The organism is Achromobacter xylosoxidans A8, from assembly GCF_000165835.1.
GTDB classification, from domain to species: Bacteria; Pseudomonadota; Gammaproteobacteria; order Burkholderiales; family Burkholderiaceae_B; genus Achromobacter; species Achromobacter xylosoxidans_B.
The window spans coordinates 142,759-159,782 of the sequence record NC_014642.1 but is presented as its reverse complement, the minus strand read 5'-3'; the positions used below and the strand labels follow the sequence as shown (position 1 = coordinate 159,782).

Here is a 17,024-nt window from a genome sequence, read left to right as displayed (position 1 = left end):
GCAGGGCGCCCCGATCGGATGCGGATTAGTGGAATGCGTAGCGCAGACCGGCGGAGAAGACGTTGTTGTTCACACCGCCACGGCCGAGCTGCATGTCGTAGTTCACGAACCAGGACAGGTCGGCGCCGACTTGCGACGTGGCGCCCAGGCCGATCCAGCCGGTGTGACGTTGCAGGCCGATGCCCTTGACCTTGAAATCGGCGTCCGGCGCGCCAGCGAACGCGGCCGTGAAGTCCAGGTTGGTCGGATTGCCGTAGCGGTAGGCGCCATAGCCCGTGAACACGGTTTGACCACCAGCCCAGGCGACGACCGACGATTGCAGGCGCAGGCCCAGCAGACCAGCGGCTTGGTCGTAGGACTTCTTATCTGCCTTCAGACCAAAGGCGCTGTCGGACTCGTCAATGGCGCCGCGATTCAGGTTGTCGTAGGACAGGCCGACGAACGGGGTGACGCGAGCGCCATTCAGGCTGAAGGCATGGCCGACTTCTGCGTACAGCGAGGTCAGATAGTCCGTGCGACCGCTGTTCACGTTCTCGACGCCATCGACCAGGATGTCGCGCTTGACGTTGGACTTGATCCATTCGTAACCCGCACGGCCGGAAACGTAGGTGCCCACATCGGCGCCGTAGCGGCCATAGAGCGACAGGCCGGTGCCCTGGCTCTTCGACTTGCCACCGTAGCTGTCGAAATCGGCCTTGGCGTCAGACCAGGTGAGAGCAGCACCGAGTACGGCCTTCTCAGAGATGCGATGGTCGAAACCGACTTGACCACCGAACAGGCTCGTGTCTGCACTGGCGAAGCCGGATTGTTCCAGCTTGCCCGAGCCACCGACCATGTTCACCCAGCCGCCGGTCTTCGCACCCGGAATGGCGAGCTCGTCGACGCGGTTGGAGAGCGCGCGGTTTACGGCCTGCGATTGCTGGAACGTCAGGGCCTGCGAGGAGGCATAGAGCTGGCCGCTAACGCTGTCGAGCGTTGCAGCCAAGGCTTCTGCGCTGTCAACCGCCTGAAGCTTGGCGGCGGCCGTCACGAACTCTTCGCTCACGCGCACCTGCGGCTGGCCTTGCACCTTGGCGTCGGTGGCTTGGAAGGCGGCTTCCACTGCTTCGGCGGAAGCCAGGCGACTCGTTTGGCCCGCGTACAGACCCTGGGAGACGTTGACGACGTTATTGCGGGCAACATCCAGGTCCACTTGCGTGGGCGTGTAGCTCGCGGTCACCGTGTACAGCAGGCCCGTGGCACCGGTGACCGAGCCGAACTGGCCCTGTACCTGGCCGGCCTTAACGGCAGTTTCCTTGCTCTTGACGACGTAGGTGTCCTCGGGCTTCGTGACGACAAGATTGGAATTGTTCAGAGCAGCCTGACCATCCACCGTCACCGTGGTGCCGAGCTGGGTCATAAGCGTCGCTTCCGGGCGCCAGGCGTTGTAGTTGCCCTTGATGTGCAGGCCGGCACCCGTCGATTGCACCACGCCGCTGTTGTTCACGGATGCACCGGCTACGCCACCGTTGGAAGCCAGCTTCCCGTCAACGAAGACGTTGACATCGCTGGTGACGCTGCCGAACAGCTCGACGGTACCCTTGGCGATCGTCGTTGCGCCGGCGTAGGAGTTATTGCCCCACAGCACCAGGGAGCCGGTGCCGTCCTTGGTCAGACCTGCGTTGCCCGAAATATCGTTGAAGAACTGGGAACGGTAGCCGTCGAAGTTGGCGATGAAGTCACCACCGAGCGTCAGGCTCGTGTCGAACTTGGCCGGGCCACGGACAGCGCGGTCGGTGTTGAGGCGGCCCCAGCCGAACTTAGAGCGGTCGCCCATGTCATCTGCCGTGGAAAGCAGGGTCTGACGCAGCGCGGAATTGTCCATCCAGGGGAAGGCCTGGGAAACTTGTGCGGCTGCTGCGGTCACAACGGGGGCGGCAAACGACGTGCCCGTCAGACCGGCCGGCGCTTCGCTGCTGAGGCACCAGTTCGCTGCTACACCGCACGCGTTCGACCAGGGGGAAAGCGTGCCGTCCGCCTGGATTTGGGTCACCGTCAGCCAACCGCGCTCGAGCGCGGGGTCGACATAGGGGGCGCCAGCGGCCAGATATGGGTTTGCTTGGCTTTCGTTGCCGTTCGCCCAGATCAACAGTTGAGCGTCTCGCAGAACAGCATCGCGGAAGACAGGGAAAAAGTCCTGCACGAAGGCGGAGCCGGGCAGGGTGTTCGCACCGCCGGGCAGCGCCCATGCAGGGCTGGTGGTAAAGGACCAGGAGTTGTTGACAATCTTGACGCCCTTGCTGGCCATGGCCGTCAAGTTGGTGCTGAGGATCGTGGAATTGAAGACGCTGGGCAGGTTCGCCTGATAGAGACTGAAGCCAGACGCCGCACCGGCCGGGAAGCCGTCGCCGATGTCCTTTCCACCAATGACGCGGCTGACGATGGCGCCATGGCTACCTGCTTCGGCGTAAACCGGCGAGATCACTTCTTTGAGTGCGCCAGCGACTGCCGCCGGGTGATCGGCGAAGCCGTCGCCCTGGAAGCCGCCGTCCTGCACGCCCACTTTCACGCCCGCGCCATTGAAGTCCGCGGCGACCGGTGTCGTCGGCGTGGGCTTCTGCGAACCGGGATCGGGAGGGGTGCCGCCACCGGTGCCAGGACCGGTGCCGGTGCCAGGGCCGGTGCCGGTGCCAGGGCCGGTGCCGGGGAGGCTTCCGCCGTCGCCGCCACCACCACCACCACCGCCGCCGCCGCAGGCGGACAGGATGGCCAGGGTCAGAACAGAAAGTGCCAGCTTAGATGCGAACTGGCGGGATTTGGGGGTAGTCATTGCAGGGCTATCTCCGTAGAAACCGATGCCTTGGACGGCGTTAGCGGCTATGGTTTAATTGATGAATGAGAAGTACGATTCATAATGACAGATGAGACGCACATCCCAAAGAATTTTTACGAAATAAACAGAAATCTGTGGTTTCTTCTTGAAAAAAAGGCGTAGTGTACGCAAAATAGGGTTCGACCCACGGGAAGGGGGCGAGCAGGGGATCGTGGCGAGTGCTTCTGAGCAAAGAGAATTGACGCGTTTTGAAACGCTTATGCTCTGTCGCCCGCTATGCAAAGAATGTATGATCCTTACGATTCATCTTCTAAGCGATGAGTCCGCAGGAATTGCGTCAGCCGCGCAATTTGCCGGTGTGGCTTGATGCCAGAGCGAGGATTGCGGTCAAACAAGAACTAACGCGCGGCCTAGACGCGCAACCGAACCCTTTTATGGCGATAGAACTTCAGTACTTCGATCCCTCAAAGACCAAGCCGACGCGGCTTCAGTACTACCTGCGCAAAGTCGCTGATCCTGCCGACTTTCCGCTGACAGGCGAGAAGCTGAACTTGCTGCGGGAAGGTCCGCTCCAGATGACGGAGCGTCAATGCGCGGAGATCCTCGGGGTGAGTTCTCCCCAAGAGGTGCGTTTTCGTGAAGCCATTGCACGGCCTGGCCTGGTCGACATTCAGGTCGAGATGAACCTGCATCTTTACGTCGCCCGTCCACATCCATTGTCGCTGCGAATCGTAGCGGAGGAAGATCATTGGAAGTCGGATCGCTTTACTGATTGGCTCTTCCAGGACATCGGCGTCTATTACGGTTCGCCTCACTGGCTCAACATGGGGGGCGCGCGCTCGGACCTGCTGTCGCGATTGCGCGTCATGGTGCTCGAGTGGCTACCGATGCTCCTCAACGGGAACGTGAACAACCGCTACGCGATGGTTAATGGCACGCGGAGCAATTCCAAACCCTCGTTGCGCGTTCTGATGTCGCGGTTGCGCGAAGCGGACACGTCCAACATGGCGGATTTTGAACGTGGCGTCATGTGCACGCCCCAGCAGGCCTATCAAGATCTGAAGGCGCTGGCGCAGTTTTGCTGGCAACGGCGTATCGGCCATCTGCCGCAGGCTCAGTATGTCCTGGAGAAAATCGCTCAGGAAGATCCTTTTGAAAGCGATCTCTATAAAGAAGTGAAGGAGCTTTACGCTTCGCGCGTAGTGCGGAATGACGAGTGAGTGCTCGTCGCGGCGAGCATAGCTGCTCCGCGCCTGGCCTCCGTGTTGTCCAATCTTGAGGATCTATGAAAACCAAACCTGCCTCGGGCGCGCCCGAGCAAGTCGTACAGCCTGCCGCTGCGCCGCCGAAGACGAGTCGGCAGCAGTTGGAGGCCTACATTCCGATTGATCCGTCCACGACGGAAGAATCCCCGGTGCGGGTGTCTCTACGTGAACTGAGCGTCGACCTGCTAGATGGGGAAGACCAGTTGTACCGCTTTCACGAGCCGCTGCAGACGTACATTGCCAAGTCGGGCTGGAGCAAGTCCGCCGGCGGGTACAGCACTGCGCTATATGAGAAATGCCGGCCGAACATCCCGAAGCGGATCGACTTTTCGTTTCCCTTTTCCGTCGGCAACTTGTTGCCGCTGGACGAGACGCCCGGCCTCGACTTGACTCGCAACGACCGCACAATCACGCACGACCTACTGACCTATTTCATGGTCCACTTCGATGCGCAGCTGAGCAAATTGCGTCGCGTGGAACGCTCAGAGATGGAAAAGATCGCCGAGTCGTTGGTTCACCGTAAGCATGAGCATGTGCTGTACATGGCGCGGACGTTCCCAGGTCTTCTCCAGCAGTTGTTCGATGAGTTCCCGAAGATCCAGGCGGTCCGCTATATCGCGCGTATTGGTGTTCCTGATATGCCTGAAAAGGACCAGCTCCAGTCCAAGGTGGTCACGATGCGCTTCAACCCGGACATCATTGATCTGTATAACCCGTCCCCGCTTTTAGACATTCAGCCCTAGTGCTGGATTAGAGGGGATCATCGAAGGGGCGCCGCGGGGCGCCCCTTTTTCATTCCTGCCACTCTCGTGGCGCTTCCAGCTGTCGTAAACGCATCTCCGCGTTTCGCCCATTCCTCGGTCCTCACAAAGCCCAGGCCCCTTCAAAAAGGTGGCGCGTCGTGTTGCGGGCAAAATTTTGTTTCCAGTATGATTCATTATGTTTATTCATCCCAATAAATGCGCCCGTAGATAGTGAGGATCCGTGGCAAAAACGATACCTAGCACCGCGTGGCCTCTCGGCCAACCCGATGCAAATCTCGCGACTCTTCACTGGCTGGAACGTCAAAGTGAGTTCAGGAGCGACGACGCGAGCATTGTCCGGGCCTTTGTCGCGCAGCTGCTTCGCGATGGGACGCTCTCTATCACTCAACCGGTGGCCGGCGTCCAGAATTTCCCCGCCTATGTTGCCCCTGCGTTGACCGCGATCGGCCTGGCCGAGTCGGCAGCTGAGGCTGTCTGGAATCAGTTCTCGCGAGATACCAATTTGAAGTCCAGCCCGTCCGGGCGATGCCGAAGCGAAGTTCGCAGGAAGGCGAGCTTCCTGCTTTGGCTGAAGGCTCATTTCGGCAAGCAGCCCGAGGATGGCTTCGCCCTGGATCCTGCTCGCACTTCCGCCGCGAGGGTCATGTGAAGGCCTTCTCTCTCGATGCCAGCGCTGTGGACGAAGAAGCCAACGTGCTGTTGCAGCGGCACGGCGGTCTGGTCGGCAGGGTGCTGCTCTACTTGGCGATAGCAGCGCTGCTGAACTCCTGCATTTCCCTCTATGGATCCACCCGACTGTTCTTCGCCGAAGCTCGGTTGGAAGCCCACGCACCTGGTGGCGCGGTGTATCGCCCCGCTGTCTACGTCAATGGAGTTCGTCCCGAGGTGCCCGTCGCCATCACCGAAGAAATGGCTGCTCTACGCAGCGGAGGAAAGTAGCCATGGCAAAAAGTGTGAAGCGCATTTCCCCGGCCCTGGTGATCCTCATCTTGTCGGTGACTCTTGCCATCATGACGTTAGCAAATGGCCTGCTCCTCACCGTGGCGAGTCGTGAAAAGCAAATCCCGTTTGCGGTGAACGATCGGCTGCAAGTCATGCGACCGGCGCCGCTCGACACGCAAAACGTCTCGGATTCGAGGGTATTGGACTTTGCTGAGGAAGCGCTTCGCGCTTCCTTCTCGCACGATTTCGTGAACGTCATCGGAACGCTCAACTACGCGAAGAGGTTCTACACCACGCAGGGTGGACGCATGCTCCAAACGCAACTGGAGCCGATTCTGGACGACATGCGAAAGGAGCGTGCCGTGATGAGCAACTCGACAGAGGCTCCTCTCATGTCCAGGTCTGCGCACCTCTTCCACGGCCGAGTGGCATGGGATATCGAGATCCCGATCACGATCAGGTTCCAGGGCCAACGCGCCTCGTACTCACCTCGTGAGCGAATCGCCCGAATACAGGTTGTTCAAGTACCGCCGGAAGAACATGCCCGCGGCATTTCTGTTCACACGATCCAGCTCGAGCCCGCACGAAAAACACGTCAGTAGCGAAAGAGAAAGTGCATTGTGAGTACCTGAGCCTACGCGAAAAAGGAGCCTCGGGCGCTCCTCAGGCACTTGAGATGAAAGAACACACAGGCGACGCGGCCGAATGGGCCGGAAGCAAAAGGAGTAAAGAGTGAGCGTGAATCACCAGGGCATTTTCAAGATGCGGGCCATCGTCATGTCTCGCATCCAACCCACAGTGGGCAAGCATTGGTCCAAGTGGTGGCGAGCAGTGGGTGGCTTGAACGGCTCCGGAATGCGTTCAGAGGGCACGGCGATGGAGCTGATGCATTCGGCTCCCAGTGACCTCGCCCTTGGCTTTGCCTTTGGTTTGTACACGGCGCGAACAAACTTGAATCAGCTCACGGCGGATGACATGGTCGACAGCCAACTCGGGCTCCAGGTCATGGGAGCGATCGACCATCACAACAACGAGCTTGCAATCAAGCACAGTGCATTTGCCGACCTCGATCAGCCCGAGTTCGGCCCGGATTTCGAGGATTGGGAAGTCTGGTTTCACCAAGCGCCTAATGACTTCGCGTGCGGCGTCGTCTGCGGCCTCTTCAGTGCCTACGACGAAGCGGTTCGATCGGGGCGAAGCGTGGCTCCGGTCGTGCGGCCCTTGACGCCTCGCGAGTAGGGAAACTATGAGTATTCTGATCACGAAATCCGGCCGGGGGCGATGGACCGTCGTCGCTGCCCTAGTAAGCGCCATTGGCTTGAACATTCAGGCACAGCCCGCACCGCAAACCACCCAGGGCGAGCCACAAGCTGCGGGAGCGCCAAACACTGGCCCTGTTCTCGGAAGGGGCGCTAAGGCGGTCTCCAACGCTCCCCAGGTGAGTAATGCGAAGTATGTCGGAGATGACGGCGCCGAAGTGGCTCAGGCGCCGGCGGGGCAGCAGCCGACCGGTGCGGCTCTGCAGCCTGCCAAGTCGGCACCTGGCCAGAATCCCTCTCCAACTGCCTCAAAGGGGCCTGGCGGAAGCGAGCAGTCGGTCGCAACCGATGCTCCTCTTCCTTCACCTCGCATGGACATGGTCACCACGGCTGTGGATCAAGTCGCGCCATTGAATCCCAGTGAGATTCTCAAATTCCGCAAGTCGATCGACGAAAGGCAAGCGGCAGAAGTGCAGCCACTCCGTTCCGATCTGATTCCCGTCTCTGTTACCTATGACATTGATCTTTCACCCGGTGCGCGGCCCCAAGTGGTGCAGGTCACCCCTGGTCAGGGTGCGCTGGTCAACATCATCGACCGGGAAGGCAATGGGTGGCCCGTCAGTTCGGTGAAGAACTACAACGAAGGGGCCATCAAGGTAGAGCGTATGGGTCCAAGCACGCTTTCAATCGAAGGGCTTAGCAACCATAAGATCGCTTCCGTGGGCGTCCTGCTCGAAGGGATGAGCGTCGCGTGGTCGTTTACGGTCATCCCCGCTCAAGTCACCACCGATGTCCGGGTCGACCTCCGATTGCCATCTCTATCGCCGGGGTCCGTGACGAAGATTGGTCGAGCCAGTGGTTTGCCTACAGTAGGCGCGAAATTGGATGGCTACTTGTATGGAGGCACGCCTGAAGGGGCGCGGCGCCTCGAGGTGACGGGTGTGCCGGGGGCGCGGGCATGGCAGTCGCCGGATGGAAAGTTGGTCCTTCGAATCGCCGGTCTCGTGTCGTCACCTGCCTGGTATGAGCGCATGCCCGCCGCGGACGGCACGGCAGTGTACGAACTGCCCCCCACTCCTATTGTGGCCGTCGCCACTGATGACGGTGTATCCCATACGGTGCGGATCAAGGGTCTGCAGCCGACCGTCGCTGCCTCAGACAAAGCTTGGCGCCACCAATGACGATCGAGACTGATAAATGACAACGAAGAGTGATTCCGAGGCTTCCGAGAAGCCACAATCGCGCCCAGTTGCGCGGGGCTTCAAGCGCAACCTGATGCTTATTGGTGGCCTGCTGATCCTGGCCATCTTTACTGCAATGGGCCTCGTCTGGTGGGTTCAGGCCGGAAGCAACAAAAGTAGCGCGCCGGCGTCCGCCATCGGGCCGATAAATCCTACGGGTAATGGTGAAGTTCGCAGAGAACTGAGTCCAGCTATGCAAGAAAAGCAGGACCGCATTTTCCGCGAGGAGGCAGACGCGGCAAGAAAGTACGGCAAAACGTACATTCCAAACGAAGGAACTCTGGGCCCCTCGGAGCCAGTCGATCTCCTTCAGCCTTCCACTGCGGCTGAGGTGGGGCGACCAGTCGTTCGAAACGCGACGGGTAATCCTAATGCTCAGCGCGCTCAAGATAATCAGGGGCTGATGCGCCAGGTCGAGCGGATTATGGACGGCATGGAAGTCAAGGCGGTCGCCGTGCAGCAATTCCAAAGGGAAGACGCCGAAGTAAGGCAAAGGGGCGCGCCAGTTGCGCTGGCTGCGGCCAATTCGACTGCCAATAGTGTCGATGCGAGCGCCTCTCGCGGCGCAGATCTTACCCAGGGCCAAGAGATCCACGCTGCCGAGCTGCTGAGTCCGATCGACACAGACAAGACGGATGAGGTGACGGCCAAGATCACGGGGGGGCCGCTGGCAGGCGCTACCTTCGTCGGCAAGCTGGTGGTGTTTGAAGAGGACTTCTCTATCGGCTTCGATTCTATGCGGTTCAACGGAAAGTTCTTTCCCGTCAAGGCGGTGGGAGTGAACGAGCAGACCGCGTCTCGCGCAATGGGAGCTGACGTCGACCATCGCTTCTGGGATCGATACGTCATGCCCGTCCTCTCGTCGGGAATGTGGGGCGTTGCGACTTACTTTACTGAGCGTGGCCGTACCGCGCAGCGGTATGTGCCCACAGGAATCGGCGGCGACATCGTTGTGAGCGACGAACGTGCGTCAAAGGAAGACGCGAAGAACACCGGTATTGGCGCGGGCGTCTCGAAAGCTCAACAAATCACGGAAGCAGAGATTCAGCGCCGCGCCAACAAGAAGAACCGTATGACCTTGCCTCAATTTACGCCGATCGGAATTCGATTCGACCAACCGGTGTACGCGAAGGACGCCAAGTAGACCGAAAGACGGGCTATCAGCCGAAAAAACGGAGAAACTCTGAATGACCACTGACACTCATCGCGATTCGGGGCAGGTTGATCTGCCTTCGGATACGACATCCGACTCCCAACCCGGTCCCGAAGCAGGGCAGCCGGACGCCTGGGCTACGGCCTCACACCAGGATGGAGATCCTGAAGGGCAGCTTCCTCCAGAAGATCGGCTGCACCCTGAGCATCACGACCCGGATGGAGACCTTGAACGGGGCAGCGAGGAGGGTCAATTCGACGAAGAAGACCCCGAGGAAAAGGCAAAGCGCCGCAAGCGCGCGGACTGGATCTTTCGCATTGGAAGTGCGGTGTTTGTCTGCGCCGTGGTGGTGGGTGGCTACCTCTTCCTGAGGCCGTCCGCTCCGAGCGAGCCCTCCGCCCAACTCGCCGAATCGAGCATCCGAACTCCGGTCCCTGCAAAGGCTCCCACGGCTCCAGCCTCCGCCACTGCAGCTACGGTGCCCGCAATGGCGCCTGCAGCGGCAGCTCCCACGCCAACTTCAGTCTCCACCCCAGCCGAACGTCAGCAGGGCCAGCCAACGCAGCAGGATTTCGAGTTTGGCGGCCGCGTCCAGGAATCGGAACTTGGAGGGGCCGAGTTCGAGGACGGCCATGTGAACAGCGACCGAGCCGCGGATCCCCGTCAGGCCTTGGACGTGGTGCCGCCCGCAGTTCTGGGAGTGGCGTCGACCAACATGCAGGGAAGTGCGACAGCTTCGAGCGCTCGCGATCTTGGTGGCAAAGTCGACCTAGTGGCGGCCAACGTTGTCGAGTTGAACAAGCAGATGGAAATCTTGCAGGGGCGCCTCGCCGCTATGGAGGGTGGCCAGGCGGCAATCCTGGCGAAACTAAGCCAGGTCGCCGATAAGATTCCCGAGAAGGTGCAGTCGAATCCTGCGGCCGCAAAGGCGCCTGCACGAGTCGTGGAGCCGAAGCCGGCCAGAGCAACTGCGGCGGCGGCTGGACCCAAGCGGACTGCGACCAGTGGCGAGGCGAAGAGCGGAAAGCTCGCCGGTTTGTGGGTCAAGGGCGCATATCCGACCACTGGTGGCGACACACAGATCGCATGGGTGATGAATGAGCAGAACCAGCTCGAAGCCACGGTAAGGGTAGGCGCTGTTGTGCGCGGCGCGCGCGTCACTGGATTCGATGGCATGAAGGTGATCACGACGGCCGGAACAATCCAACCTCGCTAGCGGCAGCCTGAAATGGACTTGGACGCCTTCCTGAGCGGCTCGCTCGAGTTCACCCAGAACATCATGCGGTTGGTGTTCATGGGGCTGAGCGTGCTCGCGGGATTGATATGCATCTATCTGGCGCTTCGCATGTGTGTTGCCCAGTCGCAGGGCCAACGTGAAGGAAGACCGCTGTTTGGCCCAGTGGTTGCCCACGTTCTGATTGGCTACTTCTTTCTCCGCTTGGCTGGGTTCTCCACCGATGTGACGCAGCTTTTGATGGGTAGCGCACCGCAGGCACCGGCCAGCGCGCTGTCTTACCTGCCGGCGCAGGTTTCTCAAAGTAGCTTCTGGAGTCGCGTCGCGCTCGCCATTGTCAGTTGGGTAGCGATGTTTGGCGCGATTGCCGTGTTCCGCGGCTTGCTGCTTTGGCGGGAGATGTCAAACGGCAGCCCAAATCAACCGGGCGACCTAATGTGGCGAGGGTTTTGGCACATCGTCTTCGGGACGATCGCTTTGAACATAGGAGGGTTGTTCTGAGGGGGATGATCTCGTGTAAGTAGGTGAATTCACAGGAACTGTCGCTCGAAACTTCGGGCCATTTTTAGGAAAGAGATATGAAGAAAATCTGGAAATCCGGTACGGCGCGGAGTCTTGCCGTGGTTGTGGCGCAGTTGGCGTTGATGGCCACTGCGCACGCCGACCTGATCGAGATGGGTAACCGGGGTATTGACCTGGTCAAGGTGGGCACGCAGTTGTTCGTTGCTGCCGCGGTGCTCATTGGTGTCGCTTCCGTCATCTATGCATTCAGTCTGATGCGCAAGAAGGCAGGCGAACGTGGCGAAGACGTCACTGCGGCCCGGATCTTTTTGGCGCTGTTCGGTGGATGCGGTCTCATTGTGATCGGGTTCGTTATCGGCGCCGTGACCGAGACATTCGGGGCGGGCGCCGGGGACATCGGCAAGAACCTGTTCTGACGGCTTTTACCAACGAGCCTATGGAGTGCGCACAGTGAAGGACTTATTCCTTTCCATTCGCCGCGGGGATGCAGAAGATGCGCCTTCTCGGCAGCAGAAGTCTGGCAGAGCCGCTGCGACCACAAAGGATAGCGGCCTGCAGTCTGTGCAGTGTGCGGACTGTGGTGTTTCCGTTCCAAGTTCGTTCTCGACGCGATTCGGCGAGAAGGGAAAGGAGCACAAGTGCGAACTGTGCGCGAGCTACTCCGCGGTGGGCGAAAACGATCCGTGTGGCCGCGGCCGGGATATGGCCGCTCATAGCCTCGTCGCGGTCATTCCTGAGCTGTCGGGTACGGATCTGAATTTGCTTCATTGGGCTATGGCAGCCGCGATGGAGCACCCAACGGAACGCGAGCGTGCAACGCAGGTATCTCAACGTCTTCAGGCTCGAATTTTCGACGCGAAAAGCGGATACGGCTCCATGAAATCAGCCGCCTACGGACAAGCCATGCGCTTTCTGTCCGATGGTGAGTATGCGATGCGCGACGTTACTGAGCTCCGGATGGTCTTTTCCCCTGCGCTGATGCGGGATCTGCAGGGAACGATGGGTGATGTGCATGCGGCTTTCGCGGACTGCGATCGGTGGGATTCACTCACCCAAGAAACCAGGCGGCGGATGACTGAAGGGCCCGGTGAGGCCGAGGCGAAATAGAGGAGAGGATCTTGGCAATTCTTGGTGAAGATGCGGTGTCGGTACGCGTGGACGCGGGAGTAATTCCGCTCTCCGGATATGCACAGTTCGACGATCCTAACTCCGGCACCAGCGGAAAACTCTTCTCTCCCGATGGGGAGGTTCGCCGCTTCGAACACGTCGGGGATCTCGACCAGGCCGTGCTGTGGATTACCAACCTTAGTACTGGCGACGAACCCGTGCGGCGCAAGGGGAACCTCCGCTGCTCCGCCTTCATCGGCGCGAGCGTACAGGAAATCGCCCGAGATTTGGGTCTTGACGTACAGCCGGATGGACGTTTGCCAGACGGCGCCGCGGCGCATGTGGCAGGCGTCCTCGATCGTGCACTTCGAGCAGGCGCGAGCGCCTACGGTGCGGGATCGGCGTATCGCTGGGTTCACGGATTGAAGGGCGAGTATTTACACCAGGATATTGGTCGCGATCTACCCAGGGGCCCATTGAGCGGCGTGGAGAGCTTCCCACGCCAGCGTGAAGTGTTGTCCTCCGCATATCAGGTCCGAGCAATTCCGCAATGGGGTGAATGGCCCCTCGGGCCGGGCACTCGGTTTGTGACGCTTCGGTTCAATCGTCTCGCGTATGCGCGGCAGATGCTGCAGATGCAATTTCCAGTGGGCAAGAACTGGGTTCACGTCCAGGGCACCGCCGGTGTGGAGCTACTCGGCGAAATGCTGGCTCGCCCGTGTCTGGTGCGCGCTGAAGCGTCGCTACGGCAGGGCATGGAGGACACGTCGCCCGTAACACTCGCCGCTCTTGGGTTTGACGGGGCCCGCAATGCGCGGCGCAGAGGGTGGTTCTCCCAGCCTGAGCTCGCAAAATTGAGCGAGTTCATGGAAGTGAAGGCTGAAGGCTTCCTTCTCGATGAGGATGGGACTCGACCGCTTCCCTCTCGTGCCCAGCTCCCCGAAGCGCTGACTGGGCGCGCGGAGCGAGCGCTCTCCTATGCGTATGGCTTGGTGGCTCATTGCCACTGGCTGGCGCTGGCCACGGCGCGCCCGGTGGCGGACCGTGAGGTGGAGCACGCCGACATATGGAGTATTTGGCTTCGGGCAATGGATAGGGCGCTCATGCACGAAGTGGCGCTCCGTGCCCACCAAGACGGACTGCACGTTGAGGCTTACGGCGAAGGGGCCATCGTGCTGCGGTTGCAAGATTCGGACCTGCAGATTGCCCAGCGGTTTTGGGAGCTCGAAGGGTTTCAGTATCCCGCAGGCGGTCCGGGGCAGTTCCAGTGACGTCGCTGCCGCCGTTGCCGAGCTTTAAGTTCGTGCCTGCAGCCGCGATCGAACCTCCCTTTGGGCCGCTCGTGGAGAAGTTTCGACGGGGGGGCGCCAGCATCCAAATGGAGTTGGATGAGTGCGTGGCGATGGAAGACGCAGTAGGCGCAATAGTGGCTCTAACGAAGCTGTACCTGGGGTTGGACGGCCTACATCCAACCCACGAGACCATTCAGAGAGTTTTACCGCTCCGAGACGTCGCAAAGTCCCGAAACACGGCATCAAAGTAAAAATTCACGTTTGAGGTTCAGCTGAGTGAGTACCACCACAATTGTTCTATTAATCGCTTTCATGTCGATTCAGGTGGGCTTCCTGGCCGTCTGCTTAAAAAAACGCGAAGCCATCGAAGCGACGATCCTGCACTTTATCGGCATGGTCTGGCGAAACGACGTCGAAGGCACCGTGTCCCTCGTGTCGAACTTTGACAAGAAGACCTTGATCTCCAAGAGTCGCGATCTCGTTTCCTATATTCGCATCGAAGGTCGGGGGCGATACATTGGCCCTGCCGAGTTCGACAAGCTGGTGGAGCAGCTTGAGACCGCGCTCGAACATGTGCTCGGAGCTGGAGCTGCCAGGCAGCACAGGCTTGTCATTGGGTTTCGGTCGGATCCCGAGGGGGCCGCGCAGGTGTTGAACAAGGCCTTCCAGCCGGCGCTAGCGACAGGTCGCCGTATGGGTGCCGGACAGGGCCTGGAGATTTGGTTGGAGCGAAAGGCCCAGGCGCTCTCTGGTGTCATCGTTGATGAGAGCATTATTGTGGGGCTGTTCACCTTGCGTAGTGGTCTGTCAGCTGACGAAGCTGCCCGTGCCTCTGATGAATTGGCGAAGGCACGTGCGGGCTCGGGACGAGACGCGGTTCGAGGGGCAAACTCTCAGTTCTCCCAAAATGCGATTGGTATTCCTCCGCTGCTGGCGATGCGCCACCAAGCTGCTCTGAACACGCTGGTAAAGAACCTGACGGATCATGAAGCGGGGATTGGTCTGATCGGTGAAGTGATATCGAGCGAGGAATCGCTTCCGATTCTTCGCTCGTTCCTTGAAGGACGAGCCGCTCCAGAAGGCTGGAAGCCCGCGCTGCTTGGAGGGCGGGGAGGGCCGGCTACCGTCGGCCGCCGCGGCGATGATGCGGCGGACCTTCTGCCTTTGGGGATTGGGCGTCAAGTCCATACTGCGGCGACGCACGAGTTCTTTAAGGACTATGAAGGGATAACGAGGGAAGGGTCCGTGCATGTCGGATTTTCGCTCGACGTATTCCCCTCGGAAGACCCCGCGCCAGGGTTCAACGCGTTTGCACGAAGCGTGAGCGATGTCGGGGGGAGCGATGGAGCCCGTCTTCCTTATACAGCCTCCTTCGAACTGTTCCCGGATGGACAGCGGTACAAGAAGGCCAGCGCCACGATGGCGTCGTTCCTCGGTGGCATGGGCGACTACAACAAATCCATCAAGCTTGCCTGGGATGCCTTGAGGAACCATCGATCAATCGATGTGGCCCTTCGGGGTGTTTTCACCACCTGGTCCCATAAGTCGCAGGCAGAAGCGTTTGCACGCGCGTCACAGTTGAAGAGCAAGGTGCAGAACTGGGGAGGCTCTACGGTCAGCAATGAATCCGGTGCGCCGGCCGAGCTTTGCTTTGCCGCGGCGCCGGGGCTCTCGGCGCGCTCGCCCCTTCCATTTGTACCGACCCCTTTGGCCGCGGCCGTGCGAGCGCTTCCCCTCTTTCGTGCCGCCTCTCCCTGGCGCTCTGGGGAGCTACTGCTGCGCACGGAGTTCGGAAAGCTGTTCCCGATCGCATTTGGTTCGACGGTCCAGGCCAATACGGGTGGATGTGTGATCGCCCCGCCTGGTCGCGGTAAATCCCTTCTGCTCAATTCGCTCAACTTCAGCGTTGCGATGGGTCCCGGGCTGCAGGACTTGCCGTACATCACAATCACCGACTTCGGGATGAGCTCGGCGCTAAACATTGCCCTATTGAAGTCGATTCTGCCTGAGCACAAGCGGCACCAGGCAGTTTCCGTCCGCGTGCGAAATGAGGCGAAGTTTGCGAGTAACCCGTTTGATACTCAACTGGGTTTCGACCGTCCCACGGAACGAGAGCGGGATTTTCAGCGGTATGTCATTTCGGCGATGTCGCCGAACCTCGGTGACGAGGGAGGCAAGTTCATTGGCGCAGTGATTGACGCTGCATATGAGATGTTCTCACGGGGAAGTCCGGAGGTGAAGCGTTGGCAACGGGCTAATCACCACGAAATGACCCGCGTGATGGACAGTCTGGGCATTCAATCCGAGGGGCGTCGCGTCTATGACCTGGTTGACGAATTGTTCGATCATGGCAAGGTCCATGAGGCGATCGTTGTTCAGCGCTACGCAGTTCCCGTGCTCTATGACTTGATCAGCGCGGCGCGTGCGCAGTCCGTCCGTGACCAATATGACCGCCCTGGCGAGCCCACACCGTCGAAATCTGGCGAAGCGATTGTGGCAGTATTCACCCGAGCTATTAGCGCCGCGGCGAAGGATTATGCATTGCTCGCCACGGTGACGCAGTTTGATCTGGACCACGCTCGCGTTGTCGCGATCGACCTGGAAGAACTTGTTTCTGGAGGCGAAGACGAAGAATCTCGCCGTCGCGCTGCCGTGATGATGATGTTCGGGCGCAATGTCGGCGCACGTAACTACTTCCTTCGCTGGGATGAGCTCGATACGACTTGCCCCGACCGCTACAGGCGGTACCACATGACGCGCGTACAGGAGATCTACACGTCTCCGAAATTCCTCGAATACGACGAGTTCCACTTTGCGAAGAACGTGGAGGCTTTGGAAGGGCTGATCGACTCGGACTATCGGACGGGCCGAAAGTACCAGGTCTTCCCATTCCTTGTTTCCCAGCAATTTAGCGACGTACCTCCGGCGATGCTGAAGTCGATCGCATCGGTCTTTATTCTGGGGGCCGGTAGCGAAGAGGAGGGTAAAGAGATTCAGCAGGCGTTGAATCTGACCGATTCTGAGCGCCATTGCATCATGACGAAGTGTTTGGGGCCGACGTCGACGGGAAGCCCAATCTTCGCCTACTTCAAGACGGTTAAGGGGCCGGTGAGTCAGTTGCTATACCACACTGCGTCCCCTTTGGAATTGTGGGCTTTTAACAGTTCCGCCATCGACGCCGCAGTTCGCAATCAAGTGGCGGAGCAGCTGGGCGGCGACTATTGGAAGGCGCTTCTAGCCTTGACCGAGCAACTACCCAGTGGTTCTGCCCGCACATTGATTGAGGCGCGGAAGCTGCGGATGAGCGGCGAGGATGAGGTGGAGGACGGTGGGCTAACCGTGACAGTTGGCCGTGAGATCGCAGCGCGTGCGCTGGAACAGTCCGCGGCCATTGCCGCTTGAGGCGTGAGGACTCCACTGAAGTGGAGTCTAC

General features: G+C 59.9%; 15 protein-coding genes. 14 read left to right on the top strand and 1 reads right to left on the bottom strand.

Going from position 1 to position 17,024, the window contains the following annotated elements:
• Positions 1–25: 25 nt before the first annotated feature.
• Complete coding sequence (locus tag AXYL_RS33615) at positions 26–2,809, bottom strand: autotransporter domain-containing protein (RefSeq protein ID WP_013397284.1); 2,784 nt, start codon at positions 2,807–2,809, stop codon at positions 26–28.
• A gap of 320 nt (positions 2,810–3,129) precedes the next feature.
• Here AXYL_RS33615 and AXYL_RS33610 point away from each other — a divergent pair, with 320 nt between their 5' ends.
• From AXYL_RS33610 to AXYL_RS33535, 14 genes are all read left to right on the top strand, one after another.
• Positions 3,130–4,032 carry a hypothetical protein gene (locus tag AXYL_RS33610; RefSeq protein WP_148260777.1) on the top strand — a complete coding sequence of 301 codons (903 nt, stop codon included), beginning with the start codon at positions 3,130–3,132 and terminating at the stop codon, positions 4,030–4,032.
• Positions 4,033–4,097: 65 nt separating this feature from the next.
• On the top strand, positions 4,098–4,820 hold the full coding sequence (locus AXYL_RS33605; protein ID WP_013397282.1) for a hypothetical protein: 723 nt from the start codon (positions 4,098–4,100) through the stop codon (positions 4,818–4,820).
• A gap of 241 nt (positions 4,821–5,061) precedes the next feature.
• Positions 5,062–5,490 (top strand): hypothetical protein, encoded by a 429-nt coding sequence (locus AXYL_RS35135; protein ID WP_013397281.1) that lies wholly within the window; start codon positions 5,062–5,064, stop codon positions 5,488–5,490.
• A complete protein-coding gene (locus AXYL_RS35130) occupies positions 5,487–5,780 on the top strand; it encodes a hypothetical protein (protein WP_013397280.1) in 294 nt (97 codons plus the stop codon). Before AXYL_RS35135 ends, AXYL_RS35130 begins: the two co-directional genes overlap by 4 nt.
• A gap of 2 nt (positions 5,781–5,782) precedes the next feature.
• Positions 5,783–6,385, top strand: a complete 603-nt coding sequence (locus AXYL_RS35125; RefSeq protein ID WP_013397279.1) for a DotI/IcmL family type IV secretion protein — start codon at positions 5,783–5,785, stop codon at positions 6,383–6,385.
• A 130-nt stretch (positions 6,386–6,515) separates the two neighbouring features.
• Positions 6,516–7,022 (top strand): hypothetical protein, encoded by a 507-nt coding sequence (locus tag AXYL_RS33585; RefSeq protein WP_013397278.1) that lies wholly within the window; start codon positions 6,516–6,518, stop codon positions 7,020–7,022.
• 391 nt (positions 7,023–7,413) lie between these two features.
• A complete protein-coding gene (locus AXYL_RS33580) occupies positions 7,414–8,223 on the top strand; it encodes a DotH/IcmK family type IV secretion protein (RefSeq protein WP_041657767.1) in 810 nt (269 codons plus the stop codon).
• Between the two features lie 16 nt (positions 8,224–8,239).
• Positions 8,240–9,427 carry a DotG/IcmE/VirB10 family protein gene (locus AXYL_RS33575; RefSeq protein WP_013397276.1) on the top strand — a complete coding sequence of 396 codons (1,188 nt, stop codon included), beginning with the start codon at positions 8,240–8,242 and terminating at the stop codon, positions 9,425–9,427.
• 43 nt (positions 9,428–9,470) lie between these two features.
• Positions 9,471–10,652 (top strand): hypothetical protein, encoded by a 1,182-nt coding sequence (locus tag AXYL_RS34675; protein WP_013397275.1) that lies wholly within the window; start codon positions 9,471–9,473, stop codon positions 10,650–10,652.
• Positions 10,653–10,664: 12 nt separating this feature from the next.
• Positions 10,665–11,171, top strand: coding sequence for a hypothetical protein (locus tag AXYL_RS33560; RefSeq protein WP_013397274.1), 507 nt, complete (start codon positions 10,665–10,667; stop codon positions 11,169–11,171).
• Positions 11,172–11,248: 77 nt separating this feature from the next.
• Positions 11,249–11,608, top strand: coding sequence for a DUF6750 family protein (locus AXYL_RS33555; RefSeq protein WP_013397273.1), 360 nt, complete (start codon positions 11,249–11,251; stop codon positions 11,606–11,608).
• A 34-nt stretch (positions 11,609–11,642) separates the two neighbouring features.
• Positions 11,643–12,299, top strand: coding sequence for a hypothetical protein (locus AXYL_RS33550; RefSeq protein WP_013397272.1), 657 nt, complete (start codon positions 11,643–11,645; stop codon positions 12,297–12,299).
• Positions 12,300–12,310: 11 nt separating this feature from the next.
• The gene (locus tag AXYL_RS33545; protein WP_041657754.1) at positions 12,311–13,570 is read left to right on the top strand and encodes a hypothetical protein; all 1,260 of its coding nucleotides are present in this window, start codon (positions 12,311–12,313) and stop codon (positions 13,568–13,570) included.
• A gap of 297 nt (positions 13,571–13,867) precedes the next feature.
• Positions 13,868–16,993 carry a hypothetical protein gene (locus tag AXYL_RS33535; RefSeq protein ID WP_013397269.1) on the top strand — a complete coding sequence of 1,042 codons (3,126 nt, stop codon included), beginning with the start codon at positions 13,868–13,870 and terminating at the stop codon, positions 16,991–16,993.
• Positions 16,994–17,024: the final 31 nt, after the last annotated feature.

What these genes read in the sequence shown, in the direction of transcription:
- AXYL_RS33615 (WP_013397284.1), bottom strand. Translation starts at nt 2,809, where the DNA reads ATGACTACCCCCAAATCCCGCCAGTTCGCATCTAAGCTGGCACTTTCT.
- AXYL_RS33610 (WP_148260777.1), top strand. Translation starts at nt 3,130, where the DNA reads ATGAGTCCGCAGGAATTGCGTCAGCCGCGCAATTTGCCGGTGTGGCTT.
- AXYL_RS33605 (WP_013397282.1), top strand. Translation starts at nt 4,098, where the DNA reads ATGAAAACCAAACCTGCCTCGGGCGCGCCCGAGCAAGTCGTACAGCCT.
- AXYL_RS35125 (WP_013397279.1), top strand. Translation starts at nt 5,783, where the DNA reads ATGGCAAAAAGTGTGAAGCGCATTTCCCCGGCCCTGGTGATCCTCATC.
- AXYL_RS33580 (WP_041657767.1), top strand. Translation starts at nt 7,414, where the DNA reads ATGGACATGGTCACCACGGCTGTGGATCAAGTCGCGCCATTGAATCCC.
- AXYL_RS33575 (WP_013397276.1), top strand. Translation starts at nt 8,240, where the DNA reads ATGACAACGAAGAGTGATTCCGAGGCTTCCGAGAAGCCACAATCGCGC.
- AXYL_RS34675 (WP_013397275.1), top strand. Translation starts at nt 9,471, where the DNA reads ATGACCACTGACACTCATCGCGATTCGGGGCAGGTTGATCTGCCTTCG.
- AXYL_RS33560 (WP_013397274.1), top strand. Translation starts at nt 10,665, where the DNA reads ATGGACTTGGACGCCTTCCTGAGCGGCTCGCTCGAGTTCACCCAGAAC.
- AXYL_RS33555 (WP_013397273.1), top strand. Translation starts at nt 11,249, where the DNA reads ATGAAGAAAATCTGGAAATCCGGTACGGCGCGGAGTCTTGCCGTGGTT.